Consider the following 25316-nt stretch of genomic DNA (forward strand, 5'->3'; position numbering starts at 1 on the left):
CTATATCAAGTGACTACCCTTGACAATAGCCACAAAGGGCTAATTAGCCGCTTTCGCCAAGTCAATAGCCAGCGCCTAGAGCGTGCCTACGCGCTGGTGCGGCCGAGTCAGCGCCCCTTTCTGGAGCTGCTGCCGCTGCTGTGGCATAGCAACGATCCCCATTTACCAGGCTTTGTGGGCGAAGAGACCCCGTGGGGAGTTTGGGACTACGCCCCCCCACAGGAGCTACAGAAGCTGGCGCAAAAGATCTACTCCCGCAACTTTGTCAGTCGCCGACCACGCCGACAGCCGATTTTGGCCCTCTATGTGATGGGCAGCGTCGGCTCGATCGCCCAAAGCAGTGGCAGCGACTTCGATTTCTGGCTCTGCCACAGCCCCGATCTAAAACGGCATGAGCTGGAGCTGTTGCAGCAGAAGGCGATGCTGTTAGAGCAGGAGGCGGAGCGACTGCAGCTAGAGGTTCACTTCTTTTTAGTCGATGCGCAGAAGTTTCGCCAAGGGCAGATGAGTTCACTTAGCAGTGAGAGCAGTGGCACTGCACAGCACCATCTACTGCTCGATGAGTTCTACCGTACCGGCCTGCTGATTGTCGGTAAATTTCCGGCCTGGTGGATGGTGCCGCCTGAGCGGGAGGGCGACTATGAGGCGCTGTTAGAGGAGTACTATCAGCACCGCTTTTTCTTTGTCGATGAGATGCTCGATTTTGGCTCAATGTCCACCATTCAGGCCGAGGAGTTTTTTGGTGCCTCCTTGTGGCAGTTCTCCAAAGCGATCGATTCGCCCTATAAATCGATGCTGAAACTACTGCTCATCGAGAGCTATATTCAGAACTACCCCGATATCAATCTGCTGAGTCACCAATTTAAAGAGTTAATCTATCGGGGGGTGACCGAACTCGATCTGCTCGATGGCTACTGCGGGATGGTGAACCATCTGGAGAGCTACCTACAGCAGCTACAGGACGCCTCGCGGCTGGAGCTGCTGCGCCGAGCCTTCTACTTTAAAGTCAATATCGAGCTAAGTGGCGCGTCTCGGCAACGAGTATCGCCCTGGCGCAAGGCGCTATTAGAGAAGATGATCGCCAAATGGGGGTGGGGGTTAAGCGACTACGCTACCCTCGATAGACGCCATAGCTGGGGGGTCTCTCAGGTGGGCAGAGAGCGGCAAAATCTGTTTGAGGCGCTCTCTAACAGCTATCGGGTTCTCTCCCTATCGGTGCACAAATTTGGGGCTCGGGCGATGATTAGCGAGCAGGATTTGACTATTTTAGGGCGTAAGCTCTTTGCCGCCTACGAGCGCAAAGCGGGCAAAATAGATATTATCAGTCGCGGGCTAGCGCGAGATCTGCATAGCGATAGACTCTCGCTGCACGAGGTCTATGACACGGAAGGGAGAGCGATTTGGCAGGGGTTTAATGGCTACATTACCAGCGAGGAGCGGCGTGGCCGTACCCCCATTAAGCAGGCTCGCAGTATGGTAGAGGTGCTGACTTGGTGCTACTTTAACCGTATTATCGATAAATCGACCGTGGTCTCACTCTTTAGTCAGCGTAGTTTAAATGATAAGTCGGTTGTGCAGAAGATTATCGACCGCCTTAGTTACCAGTTCCCCTTAGCTGAGATGGGCTATAGTGGTAGCGACTATAGTCAGGCGGCGGTGATGCAGCGCTGCCAGTTTTTTCTCAATATCGGTCTGGACGATAGCGAAGGTTTCGATCCGCAAAAGTATAAAACAGAAGGGCGGGTAAGTGAGCCGTTAAGTTACGGCTTCAAAAAGGAGTGCCTGCTACAGCGAATCGACTTTGTCTATAGCACTAGCTGGGGCGAAATTTTAACCAGTCGCCACCTCGGTGAGAGTGGCATTGCCGATGCGATCTGCCACTACCTAAAGTGGTATCCGCGTCAAGGTGGGCAGCGCCCGCTGGTGCCGGAGTTTATGACCATGGGAGTGTCGAAGGGGACTTCGATCAGCTATCGTATGACTGAGCTGTTTACCGTGCTCATCAATTTTTTTTACGACGAAGAGGAGAGTCTCGGCTACCGCTTTCTGCTCGCTGTTGGCGAAAACTGGTATCTATTCTACTTTGGTGCCGAAAGGCTACTTAAAGCGCGTCGAATTGAGAGCTACGCCCAGCTCTGTAGCTTGATGGGGCAGGGGAGTAGCCGTTTCATTAATACCCTCATTGATAACTATGCGCTGGTCGATAAGCCACTGCCACACCTATTTCGGCTTAACCGCAGTGGTGTCATTCAGTTCTTCTATCTAGTACGGCAGCGTAAGGTCGATATTTGGGTGCTAGATGAGCGGGGGGTGCTATTTACCCAAGAGGGGGCCGATCTCTACGACGATACGACACTGATTAACCAATTTAACCACTTCTTTGAGGCGGTCATTAATCGAATCACTTTTCTTAGCCAAGAGGGGGTAACCCAAATGGTTCCGAGCCGAGTCGAGTACTATCAGGTTGAACGCAATAATTTGGGAGAGTATGGGCTAAAACGGCAGAGTCCGGCGACTCTAATGCTAGCGGGGCGTTTCTTGAGTCTACAAGTGATTGTCGATGTCGATGAGCGGCAGAAGACCCAATTTACCATCTATTGCGAGGGTGAGGAGTTCTCCTCGCTAGCGCACGGTAACGGGCTATTTCGTGAAGTGGTTAGCCATATTCTGGCCAAACGCTCTAGTGGTCAGGCCTACCCGGTCTATATTACTGATATTAGTATGTCACCTGATGTCGTTGGTGAGGAGGGGAGCAGCAAGATAGAGACTACACTATTTTTAAAGTATAAGACGCGCATTGAGGCGCGGTTAAATCAGGTGCTGCAGCAGGTAGCATTGAGTGGTGGCGATCTCGCCACAGTTGAGGAGGTGTCGTGATGGGAGTCGGTTTTATTCGTTTACTTATTATTGGGTTAATTATTTGGTTGCTATTGCGACTCTATCGGGGTTGGCAGCAGAAACAGCAGCAGCTACCGCAAGAGCGCAGATCGCCGCGCCAGATCGGGACGATGGTTCGTTGCGACTACTGTGGTCTGCATATTCCCGATACCGAAGCGATTATCAGCGATAAGAGCCACTTCTGCTGTGAACAGCATCGAAAACAGCATCAACAGTCACCGTAGTGACCATCGGCTAATCGAAGGCGAGCGGTGGCAACTGCTGCTACTGCTCCATCTAGCTCGCATCGCGGTGGTGATGCTGCTGCTGATGCTGGCGATTATCCATGAGCTGCCGCTGCCGCTCGGTGATCGCGATGCCGATCTCTTCACCCGTATTAGCGTTATCTACCTCTTCTTGCTGCTACTAACGACGCCGCCGCTGCTACTACGGCGACCCCGTTTTGGCTGGCAGTGTGGCATTCAGGTGGCAATAGATGTGGCAATGATTACGCCGCTAATGTATAGCAGTGGCGGGGTAGGGAGTGGGGTGGCGATGTTAATGGTGATTAGTATCGCCAACCACAGCATGTTAACCAGTGGTCGTATGGGGCTCTTTTTTGCCTCACTAGGGACGATTGCACTGCTGTTAGAGCAGAGCTTTACCCTCTATTTGGCCAGTTATACCACCATTAACTACCCCTATGCGGCACTGTTTGGGGTGGTGTTGTTTACGACCACCCAGTTAACTCGGGTGATGGCGCGGCGAGCGCAGCAGAGTGCGGAGCTGGCTGAACAGCGCTCGATTGATCTGGAAAATATGGCTGAATTGGCCCAGTTTGTCATTACACAACTAGGTGACGGGGTAGTCGTGCTTGATGGGAAGGGGCAGATTCGGATGGTCAATCAGGCCGCCAGCGAGCTGCTGGGGGTGGCTCTAGTCACGGGGGTTCCGCTGGCGCAGCTAGTGGCTCCACTCGCGCGGCCACTTAAACAGTGGCTGAGATCGCAGCGTTGCGACGGTGAGCCGATCCCCTCCTTGCCATCGGGGCGGCAGGTTTTAATTCACTGCCGCCCTCTAGGAAGTCGAGGCAGCGATGGGCTTTTACTACTGCTAGAGGATATTGAGCAGAGCCACCAGCGGGCGCAGCAGTTGAAGCTGGCGGCGCTCGGACAGTTAACCGCCAGCATAGCTCATGAGATTCGTAACCCGTTGGGGGCGATTAGCCACGCCGGAGAGTTATTGAGAGAGTCGGAAGGACTCGGGGCAACTGATCAGCGACTGAGCGAGATTATTCACAGTAACAGTCGCCGCTTAAACCAGATTATCGAGTCGATATTAGTTCTTGGGCGCAAGGATCGAGTGGTGAATCGCACGGCCATCGATCTATTACAATGGCTACCGCCGCACCTAGAGTCGTTTCGCACTACCTACCACCTGCAGCCAGAAGAGGTAGTGATGCTGCCGCTACCAGAGGGGCTGCCGATGCTAAAGTTTGATGAGGGGCACCTCTATCAGCTGCTATGGAATGTGTGTAAAAATGGCCTGCGCCACGCGACGACCGTCCCTAGGTTGCAACTACAGCTTGCGTGTCGTGACGAACGACTTTGTGTGATGGTCATCGATAGTGGGCCGGGGATTGCCAAAGAGGATGAGGAACACCTATTTGAGCCCTTCTTTACCACCGAGAGCCAAGGGACTGGTTTGGGGCTCTATATCAGTAAAACGCTGGCGGAGGCGAACCACGCCTCGCTCAAATTTCAGCGAACCGAGAGAGGAGAGAGTGCGTTTGTGCTCTGTGGTGAAATATTAACTAATAGAGATTAAGAGGTAGAGTATGACTCAGGTGATTGAAAAAGAGCAGCTAGTCGAGACGATTCGTCTCTACTTACCAGAACTATTAGAGAGTGATCAACAGTTTCGATACGAGATAGAGCAGCTACTCTCGCGCCACTTTATGAACCGTCACGAAAGTGATCGTCGTTTTGATCGCTTAATGGACGAGTGGCGCAGTGAACGAGAGGAGCAGAGCCGTCAGTGGGAACTTAAGTGGGAGGAGCAGAACAGTAAGTGGGATGAGCAGAATCGTAAGTGGGATGAGCACCGACGCGAGTTTGATCGTGTGCATGAAGAGATTATGGCGATAAGCCAAAAGCATGATCGCTCAATCGGTGCCTTAGGGTCTCGTTGGGGGCTCCAATCGGAACGAGCGTTTCGGGACGCACTTGCCGCCATTTTAGAGCAGAGTTTTGGGGTACAGGTCATTAATGTGAACGAGTTTGATGATGAGGGGAGCGTGTTTGGGGCACCGGATCAGGTCGAGATTGATGTGATTATCAGAAATGGCCTACTCATTATTTGTGAACTTAAATCGTCCATCGATAAGGCGGGTATGTATATTTTTCATCGCAAGACACTCTTTTATGAGCAGCGCCATAACCGGACAGCTAACCGTAAAATAGTGATCTCACCGATGATCGATACAAGAGCGAGAGCGGTAGGTGAGCGGTTAGGGATTGAGATGTATGGTGATTCACTCGATGTTGTGGCATGAGTTTTAGGTCAACGAAGCTGACGCTAGTGAAAGATGAACTAACAGATAGAGATTAAGAGGTAGAGTATGACTCAGGTGATTGAAAAAGAGCAGCTAGTCGAGACGATTCGTCTCTACTTACCAGAACTATTAGAGAGTGATCAACAGTTTCGATACGAGATAGAGCAGCTACTCTCGCGCCACTTTATGAACCGTCACGAAAGTGATCGTCGTTTTGATCGCTTAATGGACGAGTGGCGCAGTGAACGAGAGGAGCAGAGCCGTCAGTGGGATCTCAAGTGGGAGGAGCAGAACAGTAAGTGGGAGGAGCAGAACCGTAAGTGGGAGGAGCAGAACCGTAAGTGGGATGAACAGAACCGGAAGTGGGATGAACAGAACCGTAAGTGGGATGAACAGAACCGGAAGTGGGAACTTAAGTGGGAGGAGCACCGACGCGAGTTTGATCGTGTGCATGAAGAGATTATGGCGATAAGCCAAAAGCATGATCGATCAATCGGTGCCTTAGGGTCTCGTTGGGGGCTCCAATCGGAACGAGCGTTTCGGGACGCACTTGCCGCCATTTTAGAGCAGAGTTTTGGGGTACAGGTCATTAATGTGAACGAGTTTGATGATGAGGGGAGCGTGTTTGGGGCACCGGATCAGGTCGAGATTGATGTGATTATCAAAAACGGCCTACTCATTATTTGTGAGCTTAAATCGTCCATCGATAAGGCGGGTATGTATATTTTTCATCGCAAGACACTCTTTTATGAGCAGCGCCATAACCGGACAGCTAACCGTAAAATAGTGATCTCACCGATGATCGATACAAGAGCGAGAGCGGTAGGTGAGCGGTTAGGGATTGAGATGTATGGTGATTCACTCGATGTTGTGGCATGAGTTTTAGGCCAACGGCGCTCATTGTCGATGATGAGCCCGATATACTAGAGCTATTAGCGCTGACTCTGTCGCGCATGGGAGTGGAGAGTCGTGCTGCCGCCTCACTAGAGCAGGCGTTTCGTATGTTACAACAGCAGCCGTTTCACCTCTGTTTGACCGATATGCGTCTGCCCGATGGCGATGGTCTGGAGCTAGTGCGCTATATTAGCAGCGAACTACCACAGCTACCGGTAGCGGTGATTACCGCTCACGGCAATATGGATTGCGCGATTGAGGCGCTAAAGGCGGGGGCGTTCGATTTTGTTAATAAACCGGTCGAACTGAAAACACTGAAGGCACTCATCGAGAGTGCACTGAAGCTATCACGCGGCGATAGTGAACCATCAGCAGACCGGGCGAGTGAGGAGGCTAGTTTTTTAGGCGAGGCCGCTGTGGTTATCGAGCTGCGGCAGACAGTGCGTAAATTAGCACGCAGCCAGGCACCCATCTACATTAAAGGCGAGTCGGGAACCGGCAAAGAGCTCATCGCCCGCATGATTCACCGCTTAAGTCCCCGAGCAGAGCGACCCTTTATCGCCGTTAACTGTGGCGCGATTCCGGCTGAACTGATTGAGAGCGAACTGTTTGGCCATGTGAAGGGGAGCTTTACCGGCGCTACTCAGAATAAACAGGGGCTATTTGTAGCGGCCGATGGCGGGACGCTGTTTTTAGACGAAATCGCCGAACTGCCGCTTGAGATGCAGGTTAAATTGCTGCGGGTGATTCAGGAGCGGCGAGTGCGTCCGGTCGGCTCAGAGCGAGAGCAGGCGATCGATATTCGTATTTTGAGTGCTACCCACCAACATTTAGCTGCCCGAGTACGGGAGGGGCTGTTTCGGGAAGATCTCTACTTCCGAATTAATGTGATTGAGCTGGAGCTACCGAGTCTGCGCCAACGGCGTGAGGATATTCCCCTACTAGTTGACCATATTGTGCAGAGGATCTGTCGGCGTCTGCAGCAGCTACCGATCAAACTGAGCCCGCAGGCGCTAGAGACGCTGCAACACTACCCCTTTCCGGGCAATGTTCGAGAGTTGGAGAATATACTAGAGCGAGCCTTGACCTTGAGTGATGGCTCAATGGTGGGGGTGGACGATCTGCGTCTGCAGCTCCCCGAACCGGAAGAGCTGCAGCGAGAGAGACTTGATGAGGGGGCTAGAGTGCTGCTGTGGGCAGAGGAGGTAGGGCTCGATGCCTGCATGGAACAGATAGAGCGCTCTGTGTTACAGCAGGCGCTACAACAGTGCCGTTTTAATAAAACGGCTGCCGCAAAGAGGCTTGGAATCAGTTTTCGTTCGCTGCGCTATCGTCTGCAGCGACTGGGGATTGAGTAGCGGCTAACACCGGTTGTAGCCGTTTAATCATGACGCCAAATAGTTTAGGACCGGCAGCAACGAGGTCGCCGCGCTGCATATAGCCCTCATCGCCGCGCATATCGCCGACCAGCCCCCCCGCCTCTTTGATCAGTAATACCCCAGCGGCAATATCCCAAGGATTGAGGCCAAACTCCCAAAAACCGTCAAAACGGCCCGCAGCGACCCAAGCTAGATCGAGTGCTGCCGAGCCTGGGCGACGAATACCGGCACTATCGGGTATCAGTGCCTTTAGGGTCTGTAGATAGAGCTCCAGATTCTGATTGGGGCGAAATGGAAATCCAGTGCCGAGTAGCGCCCCCTTCATGGAACGGCGTTGAGTGACTCGCAGGCGGCGGTTATTGAGCTGAGCGCCGCCCCCCTTGCTAGCGGTAAAGAGCTCCTGACTCACCGGATCGTACACCACCGCTTGGGTTAGCTGCCCCTTATGTTGTAGCGCAATCGAGACGGCAAACTGCGGCACTCCGTGGATAAAGTTGGTAGTGCCATCTAGGGGATCGATAATCCACACATAGTCGCTATCGCGCAGATTTTGGCCACTCTCCTCGCCCCAAAAGCCGTGATCGGGGTAGGCTTTGGTCAAAGTTTCAATAATCATCTGCTCCGCCCGCTCATCGACCTCAGTGACATAGTCGTGTCGCGACTTGTTGTTTATCTGCAACCTATCCACCTGTTCTAGCGAACGGCTGATATAATTCCCCGCCTTGAGGGCGGCATTAACGGCAATATTGAGCATCGGATGCATGATGGGCTCCTTGATGGTGAATGGTGAACAGTGCAGATGACAGAGTCAATGGAGTGAGGGGCGATTATAGCAGCCGTCCGCCTTAGAGGGGGCGCTGTTCTGTCGTGGTTATGACATTTTTTGTTGCTAAGGCTATTTTAAACGGGAGATAAGGAGCAGAGAGTGAACAGCTATCATGAGGCGAGGCGAGTTAAACCGCGTGATGTTGTCGTGGTCATGGTGGAGACCAGCCACCCTGGAAATATCGGCGCAGCAGCCCGAGCGATGAAAAATATGGGATTGCGGCAGTTACGACTAGTCGAGCCGCGCCACTTTCCCCACCCTGATGCAGAGGCTCGCGCATCGGGGGCGGAGGATATTTTGCAAAAAGCAGAGCGCTACTCGCAGTTAGCTGAAGCGATTGCCGATTGCGACATCGTCTATGGTGCTTCGGCGCGGCAGCGAACTCTGCACTGGCCGCAGGTCACGCCGCGAGAACTGGCTGAAGAGGTTAGTCAGCGACCTCTCTCGAAGGTGGCGCTGGTCTTAGGGCGGGAGAGCTCCGGCTTGAGCAACAGTGAGCTTCAGTTATGTCAGCGGCTAGTTACCATACCGGCGGCTGCCGATTTTAGCTCGCTAAATGTGGCCGCTGCGGTGCAGATTTTAGCTTACGAACTCTTTCTTGCCCTCGCCGAGAGGGAGCTACCGCCGTTATCATCGCCGTCGGCTGCTAGTCGGTTGGTGAGTAGTGGTGAACGCGAAGGGTTCTACGCCCAGCTACAGCAGACACTGATAGCGCTCGATTTTCTCGATCCGACTAATCCGCGTCAGCTAATGCCACGGTTGCGACGACTCTTCGCTCGTATTGAGCTAGAGCAGCGGGAGCTTAATATCCTTAGGGGAATATTGACCGCTATGGGCAAGCGCCTACAGTAACTATTGGCCTGGTTATTGCATTGATTTAACAGAACAGAACATTGGCATGGAGCATAAAAGTTATGTTTGAACGGTTAAGAGAGGATATTCGCTGTATTTTTGATCGTGATCCAGCAGCCCATTCACTAGCTGAGGTGCTGCTTACCTATCCGGGGCTGCATGCGGTGCTATTTCACCGTATGGCGCATAGGCTATGGCACTGGCGATTATCGCTACTGGCCAAACTGGTGGCTACCTTTTCACGCTGGCTAACCGGCATTGAGATCCATCCTGCTGCAGTGATTGGGCGACGCTTTTTTATCGATCACGGCATGGGGGTGGTCATTGGCGAGACGGCAGTCATTGGGGATGACTGTACCCTCTATCACGGCGTGACGCTAGGAGGAACGAGTTGGCAGGCGGGTAAGCGCCATCCGACTTTAGGTAACGATGTCGTGGTTGGCGCAGGGGCTAAGGTACTCGGGCCTTTAGAGGTCGGTGATGGCGCTCGTATTGGCTCAAATGCAGTCATTGTCAAAGGGGTGCCGCCGCGGACCACCGTCGTCGGGGTGCCGGGGCGAGTGGTGCGCCGCCCTGTGGCTGACGAAACACACGAAAAGCGTAAAAAGATCGCCGCTAAAATTGGCTTTGACGCTTACGGCACCAGCGCTGACATGCCTGATCCGGTTGCGCATGCGATTAACTGTATGCTGGACCATATTCATGCGATGGATGAGAAGATGGAGCAGATGTGCGGGGCGATAAAGAGCTTGGGGGCCGAGATCGATATCGACAAACTAGTCGAACTCGGTGCCTGTGAGATCGATTCGGGAGAGGCGTTGTTACAGCGAGAGCGCCTCGATACCGGTGAGAAGGGGGAAAAAATTTGATCCTTAATACTTGACTATTTTGCTAAGGAACTATAGATTAGCAGCCAATGATAGCGACAACGATGGGGAATCACAACGATGCGACTCACTACAAAAGGGCGTTATGCCGTCACTGCGATGCTCGATTTGGCTCTTCACTACGAACAGGGAGCCGTTAGCCTCTCCGATATCTCTGCTCGGCAAGGGATTTCGCTCTCCTATTTAGAGCAGCTCTTCTCTAAGATGCGCCGCAGGGGGCTAGTTAATAGCTCTCGCGGCCCCGGTGGCGGGTATCGTTTGAGCCGCAGCGCGTCGGACATTTTTGTCGCCGAGGTGATTGCCTCTGTCGATGAGAAGGTTGATGCGCGTAAGTGCGAGGGCAAGGGCAACTGCAACAATGAGACCAAATGTCTGACACACGATCTCTGGTGCGATTTGAGTGACCAGATCTATAACTTCCTCAGTCAGATCGATCTGCAGCAGCTAGTTAACCGAGAGCAGGCGAGAGGGCGTAGCTGCTCGACTACCACTAACCAGCTATTGCGCCAAGAGATTTTGTCACAGTCGTTGCCATCACTTTAAAGCACGAGGGTAGCGGCTGAGGCTCTTAGCGTGTCACTCGAATACTATTTTGACCACAATGCGACCACCCCCTGCTTCGATGAGGTGGTTGAAGCGATGCAGCCCTTTTGGCGGCAACACTGTTATAACCCCTCTGCTCTCTACCGGGGAGCTAGAGTTGCTAAAGATGCTGTTGAGCAGGCGCGTAGAGAGGTAGCGGCGCTGGTTGAGGCCTATCCGGAGCAGGTGCTATTCACCAGTGGCGGCAGTGAAGCGAACAGTTGGGGGGTGGCCGAACTGTGGCGTCAGAGCCGTAGTGGAGCGGTGGGTGTCAGTCGCATCGAACATCCCTCGGTGCTTGAGGCGGCGCGGGCACAGAGGGGAGAGTGTCATCCGTTAGCGGTTAACGAAGTGGGTGAACTGGATATGGCCGCTTTGCAGCAGCAGCTTGAGAGTGGCACCGATGCGATTGCAGTCATGGCGGCAAATAATGAAACCGGCGTGGTGCAGCCGCTGCAACAGCTTAGCGAGCTGTGTCGTCACTCTCAGTGTCGCTGGCACTGTGACGCGGTACAGCTAGTTGGCAAGGTGCCGTTTAGCTTTAGCCAGAGCCACTGCGCTACACTGTCGCTGTCGGCACACAAGCTAAATGGCCCTAAGGGTGTCGGGGCACTGGTGGTGCGCGAACCGGCACGATTGAGCCCGCACCAGCGAGGTGGAGGACAGGAGCGATCGTTACGAGCTGGAACAGAAAATGTTGCCGCTATCGTCGGTTTCGGTGTCGCCGCTTCGATATGGCACCAGCAGGGAGAGGGGCTGCGGCAGCATCTGACACAGTTAGGTCACTATTTAGAGCAGCAGCTACGGCGGCGATTTCCGACGGCACGGCTGTTTGCGACCGAGGCGGAGCAGCGACTGCCTAATACGCTCTTTTTTGCGCTCCCTGCGATTGAGGGGCAGAGCCTGATTATGGCGCTCGACCGAGTCGGTTTTGCCATCGCCAGTGGTTCGGCTTGTGGTAGTCATCATGAAGCACCGAGCCATGTACTACAGGCGATGGGGGTGAGTGACGAGTTAGCGCGCGGCGCAGTTAGAGTCAGCTTAGGTATCGATAGCTGCCGTGACGGTGTCGATAGTCTGCTAACTGCTCTGGAGCAGCAGGTAAAAGGGCTACGCTCGATCGCTGCGCTAGGCTGGTAAAGCAATGGGTAATGACTAATTTTTTTACGATGACGATTTTGGAGCAACGATGATGAACAGACCAATCTATCTTGACTATTCGGCAACCACCCCGGTCGATCCGCGTGTGGCCCACGAGATGTGCCGCTATCTGATGCCGGAGGATGGTCTATTTGGTAACCCCGCCTCCCGCTCTCATCGCTATGGCTGGGATGCGGAGAAGGCGGTGGAGCAGGCGCGGCACTATGTGGCCGAGCTGATTAATGCTGATGCAAAAGAGATAGTCTGGACCTCGGGGGCGACTGAATCGAATAATCTGGCCATTAAAGGGGTCGCCCACTTCTACCATAAGAGGGGCAAACATATTATCACCAGTAAGACCGAACATAAGGCAGTACTCGATACCTGTCGCCACCTTGAGAAGGAGGGGTATGAGGTCACCTATCTCGATCCCGACGCCAATGGCCTCATCGATCTGGCCAAGCTAGAGGCGACGATGCGTGAGGATACTATCTTGGTCTCGATTATGCATGTGAATAACGAAATTGGCGTAGTGCAGAATATGGCGGCGATTGGTGAGCTGTGTCGTGAGCGCAAAGTGCTGTTCCATGTCGATGGAGCCCAGAGCGCCGGCAAGGTGCCGATTGATGTGCGGGCGATGAAGATCGATCTACTATCGCTCTCGGCGCATAAAATTTATGGCCCTAAAGGGGTAGGAGCGCTCTATGTGCAACGCAAGCCGAGGGTTCGCATTGAGGCGCAGATGCACGGTGGTGGGCATGAAAGAGGGATGCGCTCTGGAACGCTAGCGACCCATCAGCTAGTGGGTATGGGAGAGGCGTTTCGGCTAGCTAAAGAGGAGATGGCGAGCGATAACGAACGGATCTACGCTCTGCGCGAGCGACTGCTAGCGGGGATTAAGGATATAGAGGAGGTCTATATTAATGGCGATATGGAGCAGCGGGTGCCGCATAATATCAATATTAGCTTTAACTATGTTGAGGGCGAATCGCTGATGATGGCGCTGTCAGATCTGGCCGTCTCCTCTGGTTCTGCCTGCACGTCAGCCTCCTTAGAGCCCTCTTATGTGTTGCGAGCGTTAGGCCGGAGCGATGAGTTAGCCCACAGCTCAATTCGCTTTAGCATCGGGCGCTTTACCACTGAGGCCGATATTGACCATGCGATTGAGCTGATTCAACAGAAGATTAGCAAACTGCGCGACCTCTCCCCGTTGTGGGAGATGTATAAAGAGGGGATCGATCTGTCCAAAATTCAGTGGGCAGCCCATTAATTTAACTCTCGTCGATGTCGGCAGAACAGGCAGCGGCCGGCAAAATCCCGTATAATGAACAGGGAATTGAGAGCTGCCAAGCGATAAAATGAGGTAAATAGCAATGGCATATAGCGAAAAGGTAATTGATCACTACGAAAACCCGCGTAATGTTGGGGCGTTTGACAAGAGTGAAACTAATGTAGGTACCGGCATGGTCGGGGCACCGGCGTGTGGCGATGTGATGCGGCTACAGATTCGGGTTAACGATGAGGGGGTGATTGAAGACGCCTGTTTTAAAACCTACGGCTGTGGTTCGGCGATTGCATCGAGCTCACTGGTCACCGAGTGGGTAAAGGGGAAGAGCCTAGATGAGGCGAGTACGATAAAAAATAGCGATATTGCCGAAGAGTTGGCACTACCGCCGGTAAAAATCCACTGCTCGGTGTTAGCTGAAGATGCGATTAAGGCCGCGATTCACGATCTACAGGAGAAGCGGGGTGCGGCTGTTGCCGCAAAGGGGGCCTAGATGGCGGTGACACTGACGAATACGGCCGCAGAACGGGTAAAGAGCTACCTGACTAATCGTGGCAAGGGGGAGGGGCTACGCCTTGGGGTACGCACCTCCGGTTGCTCTGGCATGGCCTATGTGATCGAGTTTGCTGACGAGGTTTCGAGTGAAGATCAAGTCTTTGAAAGTCACGGCGTAAAGGTGATCGTTGATCCTAAAAGCATGGTCTATCTCAATGGCACTGAGGTCGATTTTGCCAAAGAGGGGCTCAATGAGGGGTTTAAGTTTAATAACCCTAACGCCAAAGATGCCTGTGGTTGCGGCGAGAGTTTTAATGTCTGATGCAACTCGATAGCCGTTTAAGTACTAAAGACCATTTTGAGCTGTTTGGGCTAACCCCCGGTTTCGATATCGATACCGGGCAGTTAGCCAGCGCCTATCGAGAGCTACAGCAGCAGACCCATCCTGATCGCTTCGTCAATGAGGGAGAGTCGCTGCGGCGGATGGCGCTCCAGCTCAATTCGCAGGTGAATGAGGCCTACACCACACTCAAATCGCCCCTCTCTCGTGGGCGTTATCTACTTCAGCTACGAGGGCTGTTGATGGATGAGAGCGATACTCGTATGGAGACCCCCTTTTTGATGCAGCAGATGGCGCTGCGTGAGGCACTAGAGAACTCTGGCCAGAGTGAGGATCCGCTAGCTACCATCGACTCAATTCGACAACAGCTAGAGGCCGATACCAACGCACTACAGCAGAGCTTGCGTAGTCAGTTAGCTCAACAGAGCCCGCAAGGGGATAGCGAGGCGTGGCAGAGCCTTCGTAAACTACAGTTTTTAGTTAAATTTGCCCAAGAGCTGGATGAAGCGGAGCAGCGGCTCAGCGACTAGCATCAACCATTTAATTGTACTAATAGCCACAACAGAGAAGGGAGAGCGTTTTGGCACTTTTGCAAATTAGCGAACCGGGGCAGTCGGCCGCTCCGCACCAACGGCGATTGGCGGTCGGCATCGATTTAGGTACGACCAATTCGCTAGTGGCGACCGTGCGCAGTGGCATGGCCGAAACCCTAGCCGATGGAGAGGAGCGCCACCCCCTCCCTTCAGTGGTGCGTTATCTGCCAGAGGGGCGAGTGACAGTCGGCTACGAGGCAAAGGCTGCCGCAACCACGGATCCACTCAATACCATCGTCTCCGTTAAACGCTTTTTAGGACGAGGCGTTGACGATTTTAAACTGCTAGGGACAACCCCGCCGCATGAGTTTATTGCCACCGATTCGGCAATGCCGAGATTGCGAACCGTCGGCGGTGATGTCAGTCCGGTGGAGGTATCGGCTGAAATTCTCAAAGCCCTAAAACATCGCGCGAAAGAGAGTCTAGGGGGCGAGATTGAGGGGGCGGTCATTACGGTGCCGGCCTACTTCGATGATGCTCAGCGACAGGCGACCAAAGATGCCGCTCGTCTGGCCGGACTCAATATTTTACGACTATTAAATGAACCGACCGCAGCAGCGGTTGCCTATGGGCTGGATCAAGGCTCGGAGGGGGTGATCGCCATCTACGATCTAGGCGGGGGAACTTTCGATATCTCGATTTTACGCCTCAATAAGGGGGTATTTGAGGTGTTAGCCACAGCGGGTGACTCTGCCCTAGGGGGGGATGATTTTGATCGCGCCTTAGCGGGCTGGATTATGCAGCAGGCGGCCATTCGTGACGATGCGGATCACCACCAGATGCGGCGCTTGATGCAGGTGGCTTGCGATGCGAAAGAGCTGTTGACTGAGGTGGAACAGACCAATATCCGCATCGAGCTGGAGGATGGCAGCCACTGGGAGGGGCGTCTGAACCGAGAGGAGATGGAGCGGCTATTTGCCCCCTTAGTACGAAAAACCCTCATTCCGTGTCGGCGGGCGCTAGCTGATGCGGGAATAGCCATCGATGAGATTCACGATGTAGTGATGGTGGGTGGTTCGACTCGGATTCCTTTGGTCAGAGAGAGGGTGGGCGACTTTTTTCAGCGCGAACCGCACGTCGATATCGACCCTGATCGGGTCGTGGCGATTGGCGCCGCGATGCAGGCCGATCAACTCATCGGCAATAAACCTGACGACCAGATGCTGCTTTTAGATGTCATTCCGCTCTCTCTCGGGTTAGAGATGATGGGCGGATTAACCGAAAAAGTGGTTCCACGAAACACCACGATTCCAGTTGCTAGAGCACAGGAGTTTACCACCTATAAAGAGGGGCAGACGGCTATGGTGATCCATGTAGTACAAGGCGAACGGGAGCTGGTGAGCGACTGTCGCTCACTCGCGCGCTTTGAGCTGCACGGTATCCCCCCTATGGCGGCGGGAGCGGCCAGAATTCGGGTCACCTTTCAGGTGGATGCCGATGGTCTGCTCTCGGTGACAGCGAAAGAGCAGACCAGTGGCGTTGAGAGCAGCATTCAAGTCAAACCCTCCTATGGCCTGAGCGATAGTGAAATTAGCCGCATGATCGAAGAGTCGATGGCTCATGCTAGGGATGATATGGATGCTCGTAATCTGCGTGAACAGCAGGTTGAAGCGCAGCGTGTGGTTGAGGCGCTACAGGTGGCCCTTAACGCTGATGGTGAGGCGCTGCTAAGTGAAAAAGAGCGTCAGCGAATCGATAGAGCGATGGTGGCCGTTAACGAGAAGATGGCCGGTGATAACTGGATGGAGCTGAAAGAGGCGGTAACTCGATTGAACCATAGTACTACCGAGTTTGCGGCTAGGCGGATGAATGTCTCCATTCAAAAAGCTCTGTCGGGTCAACAACTGCAACATTTTGAATAGAGGGTGAGCCATGCCACAACTAATTTTTCTTCCCCACGAAGAGCTCTGCCCCGATGGGGCAGTGATTGAGGCCGATAGCGGTATCTCGATTTGTGATGCGGCTAACGCCGGTGGTATAGAGATTGAACACGCTTGTGAAAAGTCGTGTGCCTGTACCACCTGCCATGTCATTATTCGAGAGGGGTTTGACTCTCTTGAGCCATCGGATGAGCTAGAAGATGATATGCTCGATAAGGCGTGGGGGCTGGAGCCTGAGTCGCGCCTCTCGTGTCAGGCGCGGGTGGCTGAGGAGGATTTGGTCATAGAAATTCCTAAATATACGCTCAACATGGTTTCAGAAAACCACTAGCAAGTAAGGGGGTAGAGTATGCGCTGGTCAGATGTTAATGAGATTGCGATAGAGCTAGAGGAGCAGCACGGCGATATCGATCCACAGTATGTCAGATTCACCGATCTCCATCGCTGGATAACAGCACTAGAGGGGTTTGAGGATGATCCTGAGCGGTCAAACGAAAAGATTCTTGAGGCCATTCAGATGGCTTGGATGGAAGAGAGGGATTGACAGAGATCAAATAAGTTGGCACATTAGCCGCTCTTAACAACTTAAGGAGGATTAAGATGAGTCGTAAAGTTTATGCTCTAGTCGCTTTTGTCTTAGCGATGATGATTTTTCCACTTCAAGCCGAAGTGATCGATATTAACAGTGCGACCGCCGCACAGATTAGTAGCGCTTTAGCCGGTATTGGGCCTGCTAAGGCTGAAGCTATCGTCGCTTATCGCAACGCGAACGGTTCGTTTAAATCGATCGATGATCTACTAAAGGTGAAGGGAATTGGGCCGGCGACGCTGCAAAAGATAGCCAACAAGCTGCAATTTGGCGCTGTCGCTCCGGCGGCAAAAGCGGCCGCACAGAGCGTTAAGAGCGGTAGTGTCGGCGCGATGCCGGGAATGTAGCTAAAATCGGTGGTTGCAGTTGTTGCCAACGCTCTGTATGATTGCGCACCTTTTTTGATTGGCGGTCATGGTGCCTCTTAACGATATAGTTAAGATTTAAGGGGTAGCGATGTCCAGAAATTTGCAACCGGAGTGTTAAATGAAGTCCGAAATCCATCCCGATTATCACGATATTAATGTGAACTGTAGTTGCGGTAATAGTTTTGTTACCCGCTCTACGCTCGACAAGGAGAGCCTGACGCTGGATGTCTGCTCTAGTTGTCACCCCTTCTTCACAGGCAAGCAGAAAATTGTTGATACTGCGGGCCGAGTCGATAAGTTCCGGCAGAAATACGGACTCAAAAAGTAACCTTTTCAATCGTCAACCGGAAGGTAGCTACGATGTGAGTCACATCGTAGTTGCCTCTCCTTAAGTGAGTTCAGGGCGCAGCCGTGAAATTTAGCCGACAATGGCTACTTCTCTGGTCTCTGCTTATTGCAGGTTGTGCTACCACCTCCCTCTTCTTGAGCTATCCTGAGCTACTCGCGCCGGTAAAGCGTGCGCTACAGAGTGGACAGATTGAGCCGGCGATCAAGGCCCTCTCCCCCTATCGTGATTCAGCCGATGGCGTGCTCTATCTACTCGAACTTGGCCGAGTGCACCAAATTGGCGGGGAGTTATCGGCTAGTAGAGCGAGCTTTAAACAGGCGCTCTCCCGTTTTAGCCAGATAGACAATCGGGCTACAATCAGCTTACGGCGTAGTGTCGCCACCGGCGGTTCGCTGTTAACCAACGAGAATGCCATTCCATACGATGGCGAAAGTTATGAACGGATCTTTTTGCACCAACTTCAGTCGCTCAACTATCTATTTTTAGGTGAGCTAGAGGCTGCGCTAGTGGAGGTAAGGCGAGCCAATTTAGAACAGAAGCTAGCACTAGAGCGCCATATCGATGAAGTAGAGCAGGCGACTCAACAGCATCAGCGGCTGCTACAACGCAACGAGACCTTTATATCGGGCTTTAAGTCGCTACAGGAGCGGGTGGCTGGCGTCAAAAATTCGTTCCAAAATGGCTACACCTTTTTTACCTCTGGACTTATCTATGAGATTAACGGCCAGCTAGAGTCAGCCTACATCGACTACCGTCGCGCTCAGGAGATCTATCCCGACAACCGCTACCTACAGCAGATAGTGCTACGGCTAGCCGAACAGCTACAACGGCGGGACGATCTACAGCGCTATCGGCGTCAATTTGGCCTATCCTCTGCACGACTCGGCGCCGATGCTGGAGAGCTAATTGTGCTCTATGAGTACGCCTTTGCCCCAGTCAGACAGCAGATTAAAGTGCCGATATTAGGGGAGAACCATTGGCATACGATCGCCTTTCCCACCTATTCGACGACCCAACAAGCGCCGACCACTGCGTTACGCTTGCGCACTCAAGGGGGTAACATAGATATCACCACTGAGCCGATCGTCTCGGTGGCCGCGTTAGCGGCCAAATCGCTCCAAGAGCGTCTGCCGGGGATGATGTTGCGACAGCTACTACGGCTAGCGGCAAAGAAGAGGCTTGCCGATCAGTCACAACAGCTTCTAGGCGATATGGGCGGGATTTTGGCCAATGTCGCCAATACCCTAAGTGAAAATGCCGATCTGCGTAGCTGGCTGACCCTACCATCGGGGGCACACATTGCCCGCCAAGGGGTGGAGGCGGGGCGGGTTAAACTGGAGCTTCGGCGTGGTAGTGTGAGCCGTTGGCTCGATATAGAGGTTAGAGCTGGGGGTAAAAGCGTGATCTGGGTGATCGATACCGGCCAGCGGTGGCAGATTCAACAGCAGCAATTTTAGGAGGTACCATTGTATGGCAGTCGCTAGAGGGAGAGGTTGGTTAGGTGTATGGATAGGGCTTGTCGCCATCGTAGGCGGCTGTGCAACGGCCGGTATTGAACAGCGAGGGGGACGAGAGGGGGAGGATCAGCTATTTGTTTACAACCAGCCATTGGCCGATCGGATTGACTTGACCGCAGCGCGATGGCGTCAACAGGGCGAACTGTTACAAGTTGAAGTTACGGTGGTTAATCAGAGTCAATTTACCGAATCGCTGCAGTACCGTTGGCAGTGGTTTGATAGCGAACAGTTTGTCATTGAGGGGGAGAAGCCTAGCTGGATTCCGTTGACACTTTATGGTAGATCGTCCCAAGCTTTACGCGCTGTGGCTCCTAGTGCCACAGCGACCCAATATCAACTCTATCTGCGAGAGAGGTAATGTTAATGAAATCGGTCATTGTATTCATGGCGCTGTGGCTACTCGGTGGCTGTGCGACTAAAATCGACTATGGCGATGCGACGGCGGTAGAGACGACTACCATCGATTTTGGCTCGACCGATCTGCAGCAGATGGCCTCCTCCATGGTCGATTCGCTGCTCTCGTTCCCGCCAATGGTAGAGGCCACTAGGGAGCGCAGACCGGTTATCTTTGTCGAAAAGGTGAGTAATAAGACCACAGAGCATATCGATACCGAATCGATTACCGATACCATTAGTAACCGACTGCTGCGTTCGGGCAAGTTCCGCTTTGTCGATATGGGCAAGAGCCGGGTGGCACTAGAGCAGATGGAGTTTCAGAATAGCGGCTTAGTTGATCGCTCGACGGCAGTCAAAATAGGACGCCAAATTGGCGCTGAATACATGATGTATGGCAACCTTGCGGCCATCGATAAGCGCGATGGAGATAGTCGCGACCTCTACTATAAATTTACTCTGCGTCTGATGCACCTTGAGAGTGGCCTAATTGAGTGGTCAGATGAGAAGGAGATTCGTAAAACTGCCGAAAAATCGCTATTTGGGTTATAGAGGATGGCTAAAACCTATGAGGTCGCCATTATTGGGGCCGGACTTATCGGCCTATTAACCGCACGAGAGCTGAGTCGCGCGGGGGTATCGGTAGTGGTGCTGGAGCGGCAGCAGGCGGGGCGTGAGTCAACTTGGGCCGGCGGAGGGATTATTTCCCCCCTCTATCCTTGGCGCTACCCTGAGGCGGTATCGGCGCTCGCATCTTGGGGACAGCAGCACTATCAGGAGCTATGTCGGCAGCTAACTGAGGAGAGTGGTACCGATCCTCAGTGGCAACGCAGTGGTCTGTTAATTCCCAATTTGGACGAATCAGAACGGCAGCGAGCACTACAGTGGTGTCAGCGTTGGCAAAATAGCGCGCTAGAGGTTGACGCAAAAGAGATGGCTAAATTAGAGCCACTACTGGCCACTGAGGCGTTAACTACCGGCCTCTATCTGCCCGAGGTGGCGCAGCTACGCAACTCACGCCTCTCCCGTGCACTGGTAAAATCGACCGAGCGCAGCGATATCGACCTAAAACAGCACTGGCCGGTGAGTGGTATTGAGTCTAGGGGCGGCTGTTTCTACTGTCGTAACTCTCTAGGAGAGCAGATCGCCGCGGCACAGGTGGTGCTCTGTGGTGGGGCGTGGAGTGGTGAGCTAGGTGATCTAGCCGGGGAGTCGTTGAGTGTGGCACCGGTTAAAGGGCAGATGATTGCCATCCCGCTTGAGCCGGAGCAGATCAAACGGATTACCTTGATTGATGGCCACTACTTCATTCCCCGTCGTGACGGGCTGCTACTGGTCGGCTCAACGCTGGAGCCAGAGGCCGGTTTTGACAAGCAGATAAGTCACGCAGCGGCTGAAGAGCTACAACGGTTAGCCTGGCGCTATCTGCCGGCACTCAATGGGCGAGTCTTGCGCTACCATTGGGCCGGCCTGCGTCCGGGTAGCGAGAACCGAGGGATTCCGTTTATCGGTAAAAGTCGCATAACTGACGGGATTTGGTATAATTGCGGCCACTTTCGTAACGGCGTTGTGCTAGGCGCGGCATCGGCTCGACTGCTAGCCGATCTGCTGTTGCAACGACAACCGCAGCTTGCCTCTGAACCCTATAGAATTAATAGTGATGCAACGATGAATAAGGCAAAACTTAACAATATAACGATATGATGATATACCCTGTGAACGCATGGAATTGCTTGAATCTGGTGGCAGCTCTTCTATAATTGCCCTCCTGTTGTGGTGTTTAGCGGGAGCAAACCGGCCGGCATCGCAGGGAAAACAGGGATGGGAAGAGTTTGTCGATGTAGAGATAGACCATAACCAGATAAGCATAGAGTTGACTTTGGTGTCGCCGGCTGGCCTGTGGTCGTCGGCTACGCATAGCCGCCATATCGATTGGGCGGAGAGGATCCGAAGGAGGATAATGTGAGCGCTGCACCACAGTTCGATGGCCTGAAAGTTATGGTCATTGATGACAGTAAAACCATTCGGCGAACGGCCGAGACCCTGTTGGCGAAAGAGGGGTGCGATGTCATTACCGCCGGTGATGGCTTTGAGGCGCTGGCCAAAATTGTTGATCACAATCCACAAGTTATCTTTGTCGATATTATGATGCCCCGTCTGGATGGTTATCAAACCTGTGCTCTGATTAAACATAACCAGAAATTTAGTCAAACCCCGGTCATTATGTTAACTAGCAAAGATGGCCTGTTTGATCGGGCTAGGGGACGCATCGTTGGTGCCTCCCAATATTTGACCAAACCTTTCAATAAACAGACTCTGCTGGAGGCTCTGCAGCAGATCGTCCACTAACAGCTATCAGTTTCAGGAGAGACGCAATGGCTTCCGTATTAATTGTTGATGATTCACCGACTGAAGTGCATGTCCTAAAGGGGGTGCTGACGAAGTTAGGCCACGATGCTCACCACGCCCAAAATGGCGAGATTGGGGTGGAGATGGCCGCTGCCATTCAACCGGATCTGATTCTAATGGATGTTGTGATGCCGGGAATGAACGGTTTCCAGGCGACGCGGCAGATATCCAAAAATCCTGCCACCTCCCATATACCGGTGATTATTGTCACGACTAAAAATCAGGAGACTGATCGAGTCTGGGGGCTGCGCCAAGGAGCGAAGGACTACATTACCAAGCCGATTGATGAGTCGTTATTAATGCAAAAAATTGATGCCCTCATCGGCTAATAGTCGGGGAGTCGCATGGAACAGGAACAGCTCACCGACTTAGCCGCGGATAATCCGGCTCGGCTACTGTGGCAGATCGACCAACAGGTTCGCCGCTACGCCTCGCCACTACCGCAGCGAATTGAACTAAAAGCGAACTGGGAAGGGATTGCCTTTCGGATATTCGATACCCCGATGGTGGTGTCGGTTGAGCAGGTGGCCGAGATTTTGCTCGATTTTCGGGTGACCGTGGTTCCCGGTGTTAAAGCGTGGGTATTAGGCGTTGCTAATGTGCGGGGAGTCCTGTTGCCGATGCTTGATCTACCGACGCTGCTCGGCGACCACTCTCGGGTCGCCTTGAACCGAAAAAAGGTCTTTATCGTCAATCATGCTGGGATGAGTGCTGGGCTCTGCATAGACGAGGTGATCGGAATTCGGCGTTTTGATGAGGGGGATTACCAACGAGGTGACGGTGGCGTAACACTGCCGCAGTTGCGGACACTCATTCAGGGGAGCTATCGCGATAACGACGACAGGCAGTGGCCAGTGGTCGATCTCTATCGATTGATGGAGCAAGATGAGTTTTTGCAGATTGCGGCCTGAGTTACCGATAACTAGAGTTCGGGGTAGCCAGACTAAGCCAATTATGAGGATAACTGGAGATAATGATGAGTAGTAGTGTAACGGGGAATAAGCAACAGTTCAGTGGCCGCATCGGCATACTTTTCATTGTACTGCTGCTGCTGTCGATGCTTATCGGCTTTACCATCTATGGTCTGGTGGCTCGCCAAGCGGGATATGACCGTGAGTATGCCACGACCTTAGGGGAGATGCGGGTTTTATCACAGCAGATGACCACCCTAACCCAACAGGTGAGTCGTGGCCGGCCGCAAACTTTTGATAATCTGCAACAGATGCGCGAGCGTTTTAATGAGCTAGTGCGGATGTTAGAGCAAGGGAATAGTGAGAGCGGTATGCCCCCGACTGCAGACGAATTGAATCCGCGACGGCTTGAGATGAGTAGCGTTTGGAGCGAGTACAACGAACAGGTACTGCAACTGCTAGAGGCACGCGGGGTCATTATCTCCCTCAGTGAGATTGTGCGGCTGATTAACGAATATTCGGCAGAGTTTTTTATTAAAACCGATGCGATTGCCACACAGATGGCCAAAGGGAAGAAGTTTAGCCAGCAGGAGATCTATGTCGCGACCCGTCAGCTAATGTTAGGGCAGCGGATTATTACCAATGTCAACAAGATTTTCGATGGCGGCGAAGATGCGCTTGATGCGGCTAATAACTTCGGGCGCGATGCCGAGCTATTTGGCCGAGTATTGAACGGTTTTTACGATGGGGATGCCGAACTAGGCATTAAACCGTTTGAGGATGAGCAGCTAGTGACCCTAGTCGATGAGACAGCCGATATTTTCGATACAATTGGTCGGCAGGTGAACGGTATCCTAGAGCGGAGCCCAGAGATGTTACGGGTATCGCAGGCGGTGAATCGAGTGACCGAATTGAGCCAACCGCTGTTAGAACGCCTGTCGGAGCTAGAGCTCTCCCATGCTAACTATCTGGAACAGCGGCTACTTAGCCCGATGCTGGGAAATATTTTTAGTGGTTTGGCTGTGTTATGGTTAATTTTGCTCGGGATTACTTTGAAACGAGAGGCTGATCGCCGGATTGAAGAGACAGAAGCGCAGCGAATTAAGACCGAACAGGAGAATGCCCGTAATCAGGCCGCGATTTTACAGCTACTAGATGAGATGGGTGATCTGGCCGATGGTGATCTGACCGTGAATGCGACAGTGACGGAGGACATTACCGGTGCCATCGCCGATTCGATGAACTTTACTATCGAAGCACTGCGCTCACTAGTTGAATCGATCACCTCCAGTTCGCAAGGGGTATTGCAGTCGGCGGAGCAGAGTCTGAATACCGCTAGCCGCCTAACCGAAGCGAGTCGAGTCCAGACCGAGCAGATTACTAACGCTGCCGATGCGGTACAGAATATGGCCTCCTCTATTGAAGGGGTTTCGGCGACTGCGGGGCAGTTGGCCAAAGAGTCGGAGCGCTCGGTAACTATCGCCAAGAAGGGGGCGGAGACGGTTGCCAGTACCATCGAGGGGATGAACACCATTCGGGAACAGATTCAGGAGACCTCCAAGCGGATTAAACGACTAGGGGAGAGCTCGCAGGAGATTGGTGAGATTGTGGAGCTAATTAACGACATCGCCGAACAGACCAATATCTTGTCGCTAAACGCCTCTATTCAGGCCGCGATGGCTGGCGATGCTGGACGCGGTTTTGCGGTGGTTGCCGACGAAGTGCAGCGGCTAGCGGAGCGCTCTGCCGATGCGACCAAACAGATTGAAGCGTTAGTGAAGACGATTCAGACCGATACTAACGAAGCGGTGACCTCCATGGAGCGTAGTACCTCAGAGGTGGTCAGTGGTGCCGGATTGGCCCAAGATGCGGGGGCGGCACTGCAGGAGATTCAGACAGTAGCCGATACCCTAGCGCAACTTATCGGCAATATCTCTACCGCTACCGGTGAACAGGCCAAAGTGGCCGAGAGCGTCACCCACATTATGCGTCAAATTGAGGAGGTGACTCGTCAAACGACCGAAGGAACCGAGACCACAGCGAAAGATATCGGCAAGCTAGCAGAACTAGCAGAGGAGATGAAACGCTCAGTCTCGGGCTTTAAGCTGCCACAAGAGAGCCTTGTCGATAGTGCCAGTCGTGCAGCGATCTAGCTGAGCACTCAACTTTGACCCAATCAGACGGCAGGTAGGGGGT

At 53.1% G+C, this 25316-nt stretch carries 29 protein-coding genes; 28 read left to right on the forward strand and 1 reads right to left on the reverse strand.

What is annotated here, in order from left to right; genetic code table 11:
- Window positions 1-9 precede the first annotated feature (9 nt).
- The 6 genes from D5085_11530 to D5085_11555 all read left to right on the forward strand — a co-directional run bounded on the left by D5085_11530 (window position 10) and on the right by D5085_11555 (window position 7683).
- On the forward strand, window positions 10-2877 hold the full coding sequence (locus tag D5085_11530) for a class I adenylate cyclase (protein ID QEP43691.1): 2868 nt from the start codon (window positions 10-12) through the stop codon (window positions 2875-2877).
- Window positions 2877-3122 carry a hypothetical protein gene (locus tag D5085_11535; protein QEP43692.1) on the forward strand — a complete coding sequence of 82 codons (246 nt, stop codon included), beginning with the start codon at window positions 2877-2879 and terminating at the stop codon, window positions 3120-3122. Before D5085_11530 ends, D5085_11535 begins: the two co-directional genes overlap by 1 nt.
- Window positions 3085-4704: a PAS domain-containing protein gene (locus tag D5085_11540; GenBank protein QEP43693.1), complete on the forward strand. Its 1620-nt coding sequence runs from the start codon at window positions 3085-3087 to the stop codon at window positions 4702-4704. Before D5085_11535 ends, D5085_11540 begins: the two co-directional genes overlap by 38 nt.
- A 10-nt stretch (window positions 4705-4714) precedes the next feature.
- Window positions 4715-5431, forward strand: coding sequence for a DUF3782 domain-containing protein (locus tag D5085_11545; GenBank protein ID QEP43694.1), 717 nt, complete (start codon window positions 4715-4717; stop codon window positions 5429-5431).
- Window positions 5432-5497: 66 nt separating this feature from the next.
- A complete protein-coding gene (locus D5085_11550) occupies window positions 5498-6310 on the forward strand; it encodes a DUF3782 domain-containing protein (GenBank protein ID QEP43695.1) in 813 nt (270 codons plus the stop codon).
- Window positions 6307-7683: a sigma-54-dependent Fis family transcriptional regulator gene (locus D5085_11555; GenBank protein ID QEP43696.1), complete on the forward strand. Its 1377-nt coding sequence runs from the start codon at window positions 6307-6309 to the stop codon at window positions 7681-7683. The genes D5085_11550 and D5085_11555 overlap by 4 nt, the downstream gene beginning before the upstream one ends.
- On the opposite strand, the gene D5085_11560 is transcribed toward D5085_11555, so the two are convergent.
- Complete coding sequence (locus D5085_11560; GenBank protein QEP43697.1) at window positions 7634-8467, reverse strand: inositol monophosphatase; 834 nt, start codon at window positions 8465-8467, stop codon at window positions 7634-7636. The genes D5085_11555 and D5085_11560 overlap by 50 nt on opposite strands.
- 216 nt (window positions 8468-8683) lie before the next feature.
- On the opposite strand from D5085_11560, the gene D5085_11565 reads away from it, so the two are divergent.
- From D5085_11565 to D5085_11670, 22 genes are all read left to right on the forward strand, one after another.
- Window positions 8684-9382 (forward strand): RNA methyltransferase, encoded by a 699-nt coding sequence (locus tag D5085_11565; protein ID QEP45144.1) that lies wholly within the window; start codon window positions 8684-8686, stop codon window positions 9380-9382.
- Window positions 9383-9444: 62 nt separating this feature from the next.
- Window positions 9445-10251 (forward strand): serine O-acetyltransferase, encoded by an 807-nt coding sequence (gene cysE, locus D5085_11570; GenBank protein ID QEP43698.1) that lies wholly within the window; start codon window positions 9445-9447, stop codon window positions 10249-10251.
- 78 nt (window positions 10252-10329) lie between these two features.
- Window positions 10330-10812, forward strand: a complete 483-nt coding sequence (locus tag D5085_11575; GenBank protein QEP43699.1) for an Rrf2 family transcriptional regulator — start codon at window positions 10330-10332, stop codon at window positions 10810-10812.
- A 30-nt stretch (window positions 10813-10842) separates the two neighbouring features.
- Window positions 10843-11991 carry a cysteine desulfurase gene (locus D5085_11580; GenBank protein QEP43700.1) on the forward strand — a complete coding sequence of 383 codons (1149 nt, stop codon included), beginning with the start codon at window positions 10843-10845 and terminating at the stop codon, window positions 11989-11991.
- Between the two features lie 52 nt (window positions 11992-12043).
- On the forward strand, window positions 12044-13261 hold the full coding sequence (locus D5085_11585) for an IscS subfamily cysteine desulfurase (protein ID QEP43701.1): 1218 nt from the start codon (window positions 12044-12046) through the stop codon (window positions 13259-13261).
- Window positions 13262-13364: 103 nt separating this feature from the next.
- Complete coding sequence (gene iscU / locus D5085_11590) at window positions 13365-13769, forward strand: Fe-S cluster assembly scaffold IscU (GenBank protein ID QEP43702.1); 405 nt, start codon at window positions 13365-13367, stop codon at window positions 13767-13769.
- Window positions 13770-14093 (forward strand): iron-sulfur cluster assembly protein IscA, encoded by a 324-nt coding sequence (gene iscA / locus D5085_11595; GenBank protein ID QEP43703.1) that lies wholly within the window; start codon window positions 13770-13772, stop codon window positions 14091-14093.
- Entirely contained in the window at window positions 14093-14641 is a 549-nt protein-coding gene (gene hscB / locus D5085_11600) for a Fe-S protein assembly co-chaperone HscB (protein QEP43704.1), read from the forward strand. The genes iscA and hscB overlap by 1 nt, the downstream gene beginning before the upstream one ends.
- A 50-nt stretch (window positions 14642-14691) precedes the next feature.
- Window positions 14692-16566 (forward strand): Fe-S protein assembly chaperone HscA, encoded by a 1875-nt coding sequence (gene hscA / locus D5085_11605; protein QEP43705.1) that lies wholly within the window; start codon window positions 14692-14694, stop codon window positions 16564-16566.
- A gap of 10 nt (window positions 16567-16576) precedes the next feature.
- The gene (gene fdx, locus D5085_11610) at window positions 16577-16915 is read left to right on the forward strand and encodes an ISC system 2Fe-2S type ferredoxin (GenBank protein QEP43706.1); all 339 of its coding nucleotides are present in this window, start codon (window positions 16577-16579) and stop codon (window positions 16913-16915) included.
- 18 nt (window positions 16916-16933) lie between these two features.
- Window positions 16934-17128: a Fe-S assembly protein IscX gene (iscX, locus tag D5085_11615; protein ID QEP43707.1), complete on the forward strand. Its 195-nt coding sequence runs from the start codon at window positions 16934-16936 to the stop codon at window positions 17126-17128.
- Between the two features lie 56 nt (window positions 17129-17184).
- Window positions 17185-17520 carry a helix-hairpin-helix domain-containing protein gene (locus D5085_11620; GenBank protein ID QEP43708.1) on the forward strand — a complete coding sequence of 112 codons (336 nt, stop codon included), beginning with the start codon at window positions 17185-17187 and terminating at the stop codon, window positions 17518-17520.
- A gap of 139 nt (window positions 17521-17659) precedes the next feature.
- Window positions 17660-17869, forward strand: a complete 210-nt coding sequence (locus tag D5085_11625; protein ID QEP43709.1) for a 50S ribosomal protein L31 — start codon at window positions 17660-17662, stop codon at window positions 17867-17869.
- 83 nt (window positions 17870-17952) lie between these two features.
- Window positions 17953-19347, forward strand: a complete 1395-nt coding sequence (locus D5085_11630; protein ID QEP43710.1) for a hypothetical protein — start codon at window positions 17953-17955, stop codon at window positions 19345-19347.
- A 13-nt stretch (window positions 19348-19360) separates the two neighbouring features.
- Window positions 19361-19765: a DUF1425 domain-containing protein gene (locus D5085_11635; GenBank protein ID QEP43711.1), complete on the forward strand. Its 405-nt coding sequence runs from the start codon at window positions 19361-19363 to the stop codon at window positions 19763-19765.
- Window positions 19765-20352: a penicillin-binding protein activator LpoB gene (gene lpoB / locus D5085_11640; GenBank protein ID QEP43712.1), complete on the forward strand. Its 588-nt coding sequence runs from the start codon at window positions 19765-19767 to the stop codon at window positions 20350-20352. The genes D5085_11635 and lpoB overlap by 1 nt, the downstream gene beginning before the upstream one ends.
- Window positions 20353-20355: 3 nt before the next feature.
- The gene (locus tag D5085_11645; GenBank protein QEP43713.1) at window positions 20356-21504 is read left to right on the forward strand and encodes an FAD-dependent oxidoreductase; all 1149 of its coding nucleotides are present in this window, start codon (window positions 20356-20358) and stop codon (window positions 21502-21504) included.
- 19 nt (window positions 21505-21523) lie between these two features.
- Complete coding sequence (locus D5085_11650) at window positions 21524-21766, forward strand: hypothetical protein (protein ID QEP43714.1); 243 nt, start codon at window positions 21524-21526, stop codon at window positions 21764-21766.
- Between the two features lie 32 nt (window positions 21767-21798).
- On the forward strand, window positions 21799-22149 hold the full coding sequence (locus D5085_11655; GenBank protein QEP45145.1) for a response regulator: 351 nt from the start codon (window positions 21799-21801) through the stop codon (window positions 22147-22149).
- A 26-nt stretch (window positions 22150-22175) separates the two neighbouring features.
- Window positions 22176-22538 (forward strand): response regulator, encoded by a 363-nt coding sequence (locus D5085_11660; GenBank protein QEP43715.1) that lies wholly within the window; start codon window positions 22176-22178, stop codon window positions 22536-22538.
- Between the two features lie 15 nt (window positions 22539-22553).
- Complete coding sequence (locus tag D5085_11665; GenBank protein ID QEP43716.1) at window positions 22554-23120, forward strand: chemotaxis protein CheW; 567 nt, start codon at window positions 22554-22556, stop codon at window positions 23118-23120.
- Between the two features lie 62 nt (window positions 23121-23182).
- On the forward strand, window positions 23183-25273 hold the full coding sequence (locus tag D5085_11670) for a chemotaxis protein (GenBank protein ID QEP43717.1): 2091 nt from the start codon (window positions 23183-23185) through the stop codon (window positions 25271-25273).
- Window positions 25274-25316: the final 43 nt, after the last annotated feature.

It is taken from the genome of Ectothiorhodospiraceae bacterium BW-2, assembly GCA_008375315.1.
Taxonomy (GTDB): Bacteria; Pseudomonadota; Gammaproteobacteria; order Thiohalomonadales; family Thiohalomonadaceae; genus BW-2.

Bases quoted from the DNA above. Each gene is read 5' to 3' on its own strand.
- D5085_11550 (QEP43695.1), top strand. From the start codon at position 5,498: ATGACTCAGGTGATTGAAAAAGAGCAGCTAGTCGAGACGATTCGTCTC.
- cysE (QEP43698.1), top strand. From the start codon at position 9,445: ATGTTTGAACGGTTAAGAGAGGATATTCGCTGTATTTTTGATCGTGAT.
- iscX (QEP43707.1), top strand. From the start codon at position 16,934: ATGCGCTGGTCAGATGTTAATGAGATTGCGATAGAGCTAGAGGAGCAG.
- D5085_11650 (QEP43714.1), top strand. From the start codon at position 21,524: ATGGAATTGCTTGAATCTGGTGGCAGCTCTTCTATAATTGCCCTCCTG.
- D5085_11565 (QEP45144.1), top strand. From the start codon at position 8,684: ATGGTGGAGACCAGCCACCCTGGAAATATCGGCGCAGCAGCCCGAGCG.
- D5085_11660 (QEP43715.1), top strand. From the start codon at position 22,176: ATGGCTTCCGTATTAATTGTTGATGATTCACCGACTGAAGTGCATGTC.
- lpoB (QEP43712.1), top strand. From the start codon at position 19,765: ATGTTAATGAAATCGGTCATTGTATTCATGGCGCTGTGGCTACTCGGT.
- D5085_11585 (QEP43701.1), top strand. From the start codon at position 12,044: ATGAACAGACCAATCTATCTTGACTATTCGGCAACCACCCCGGTCGAT.
- D5085_11575 (QEP43699.1), top strand. From the start codon at position 10,330: ATGCGACTCACTACAAAAGGGCGTTATGCCGTCACTGCGATGCTCGAT.
- iscU (QEP43702.1), top strand. From the start codon at position 13,365: ATGGCATATAGCGAAAAGGTAATTGATCACTACGAAAACCCGCGTAAT.
- D5085_11670 (QEP43717.1), top strand. From the start codon at position 23,183: ATGATGAGTAGTAGTGTAACGGGGAATAAGCAACAGTTCAGTGGCCGC.
- D5085_11620 (QEP43708.1), top strand. From the start codon at position 17,185: ATGAGTCGTAAAGTTTATGCTCTAGTCGCTTTTGTCTTAGCGATGATG.
- D5085_11655 (QEP45145.1), top strand. From the start codon at position 21,799: ATGGTCATTGATGACAGTAAAACCATTCGGCGAACGGCCGAGACCCTG.
- iscA (QEP43703.1), top strand. From the start codon at position 13,770: ATGGCGGTGACACTGACGAATACGGCCGCAGAACGGGTAAAGAGCTAC.
- D5085_11665 (QEP43716.1), top strand. From the start codon at position 22,554: ATGGAACAGGAACAGCTCACCGACTTAGCCGCGGATAATCCGGCTCGG.
- D5085_11635 (QEP43711.1), top strand. From the start codon at position 19,361: ATGGCAGTCGCTAGAGGGAGAGGTTGGTTAGGTGTATGGATAGGGCTT.
- D5085_11545 (QEP43694.1), top strand. From the start codon at position 4,715: ATGACTCAGGTGATTGAAAAAGAGCAGCTAGTCGAGACGATTCGTCTC.
- D5085_11555 (QEP43696.1), top strand. From the start codon at position 6,307: ATGAGTTTTAGGCCAACGGCGCTCATTGTCGATGATGAGCCCGATATA.
- D5085_11645 (QEP43713.1), top strand. From the start codon at position 20,356: ATGGCTAAAACCTATGAGGTCGCCATTATTGGGGCCGGACTTATCGGC.
- D5085_11625 (QEP43709.1), top strand. From the start codon at position 17,660: ATGAAGTCCGAAATCCATCCCGATTATCACGATATTAATGTGAACTGT.
- hscB (QEP43704.1), top strand. From the start codon at position 14,093: ATGCAACTCGATAGCCGTTTAAGTACTAAAGACCATTTTGAGCTGTTT.
- D5085_11535 (QEP43692.1), top strand. From the start codon at position 2,877: ATGGGAGTCGGTTTTATTCGTTTACTTATTATTGGGTTAATTATTTGG.
- fdx (QEP43706.1), top strand. From the start codon at position 16,577: ATGCCACAACTAATTTTTCTTCCCCACGAAGAGCTCTGCCCCGATGGG.
- D5085_11560 (QEP43697.1), bottom strand. From the start codon at position 8,467: ATGCATCCGATGCTCAATATTGCCGTTAATGCCGCCCTCAAGGCGGGG.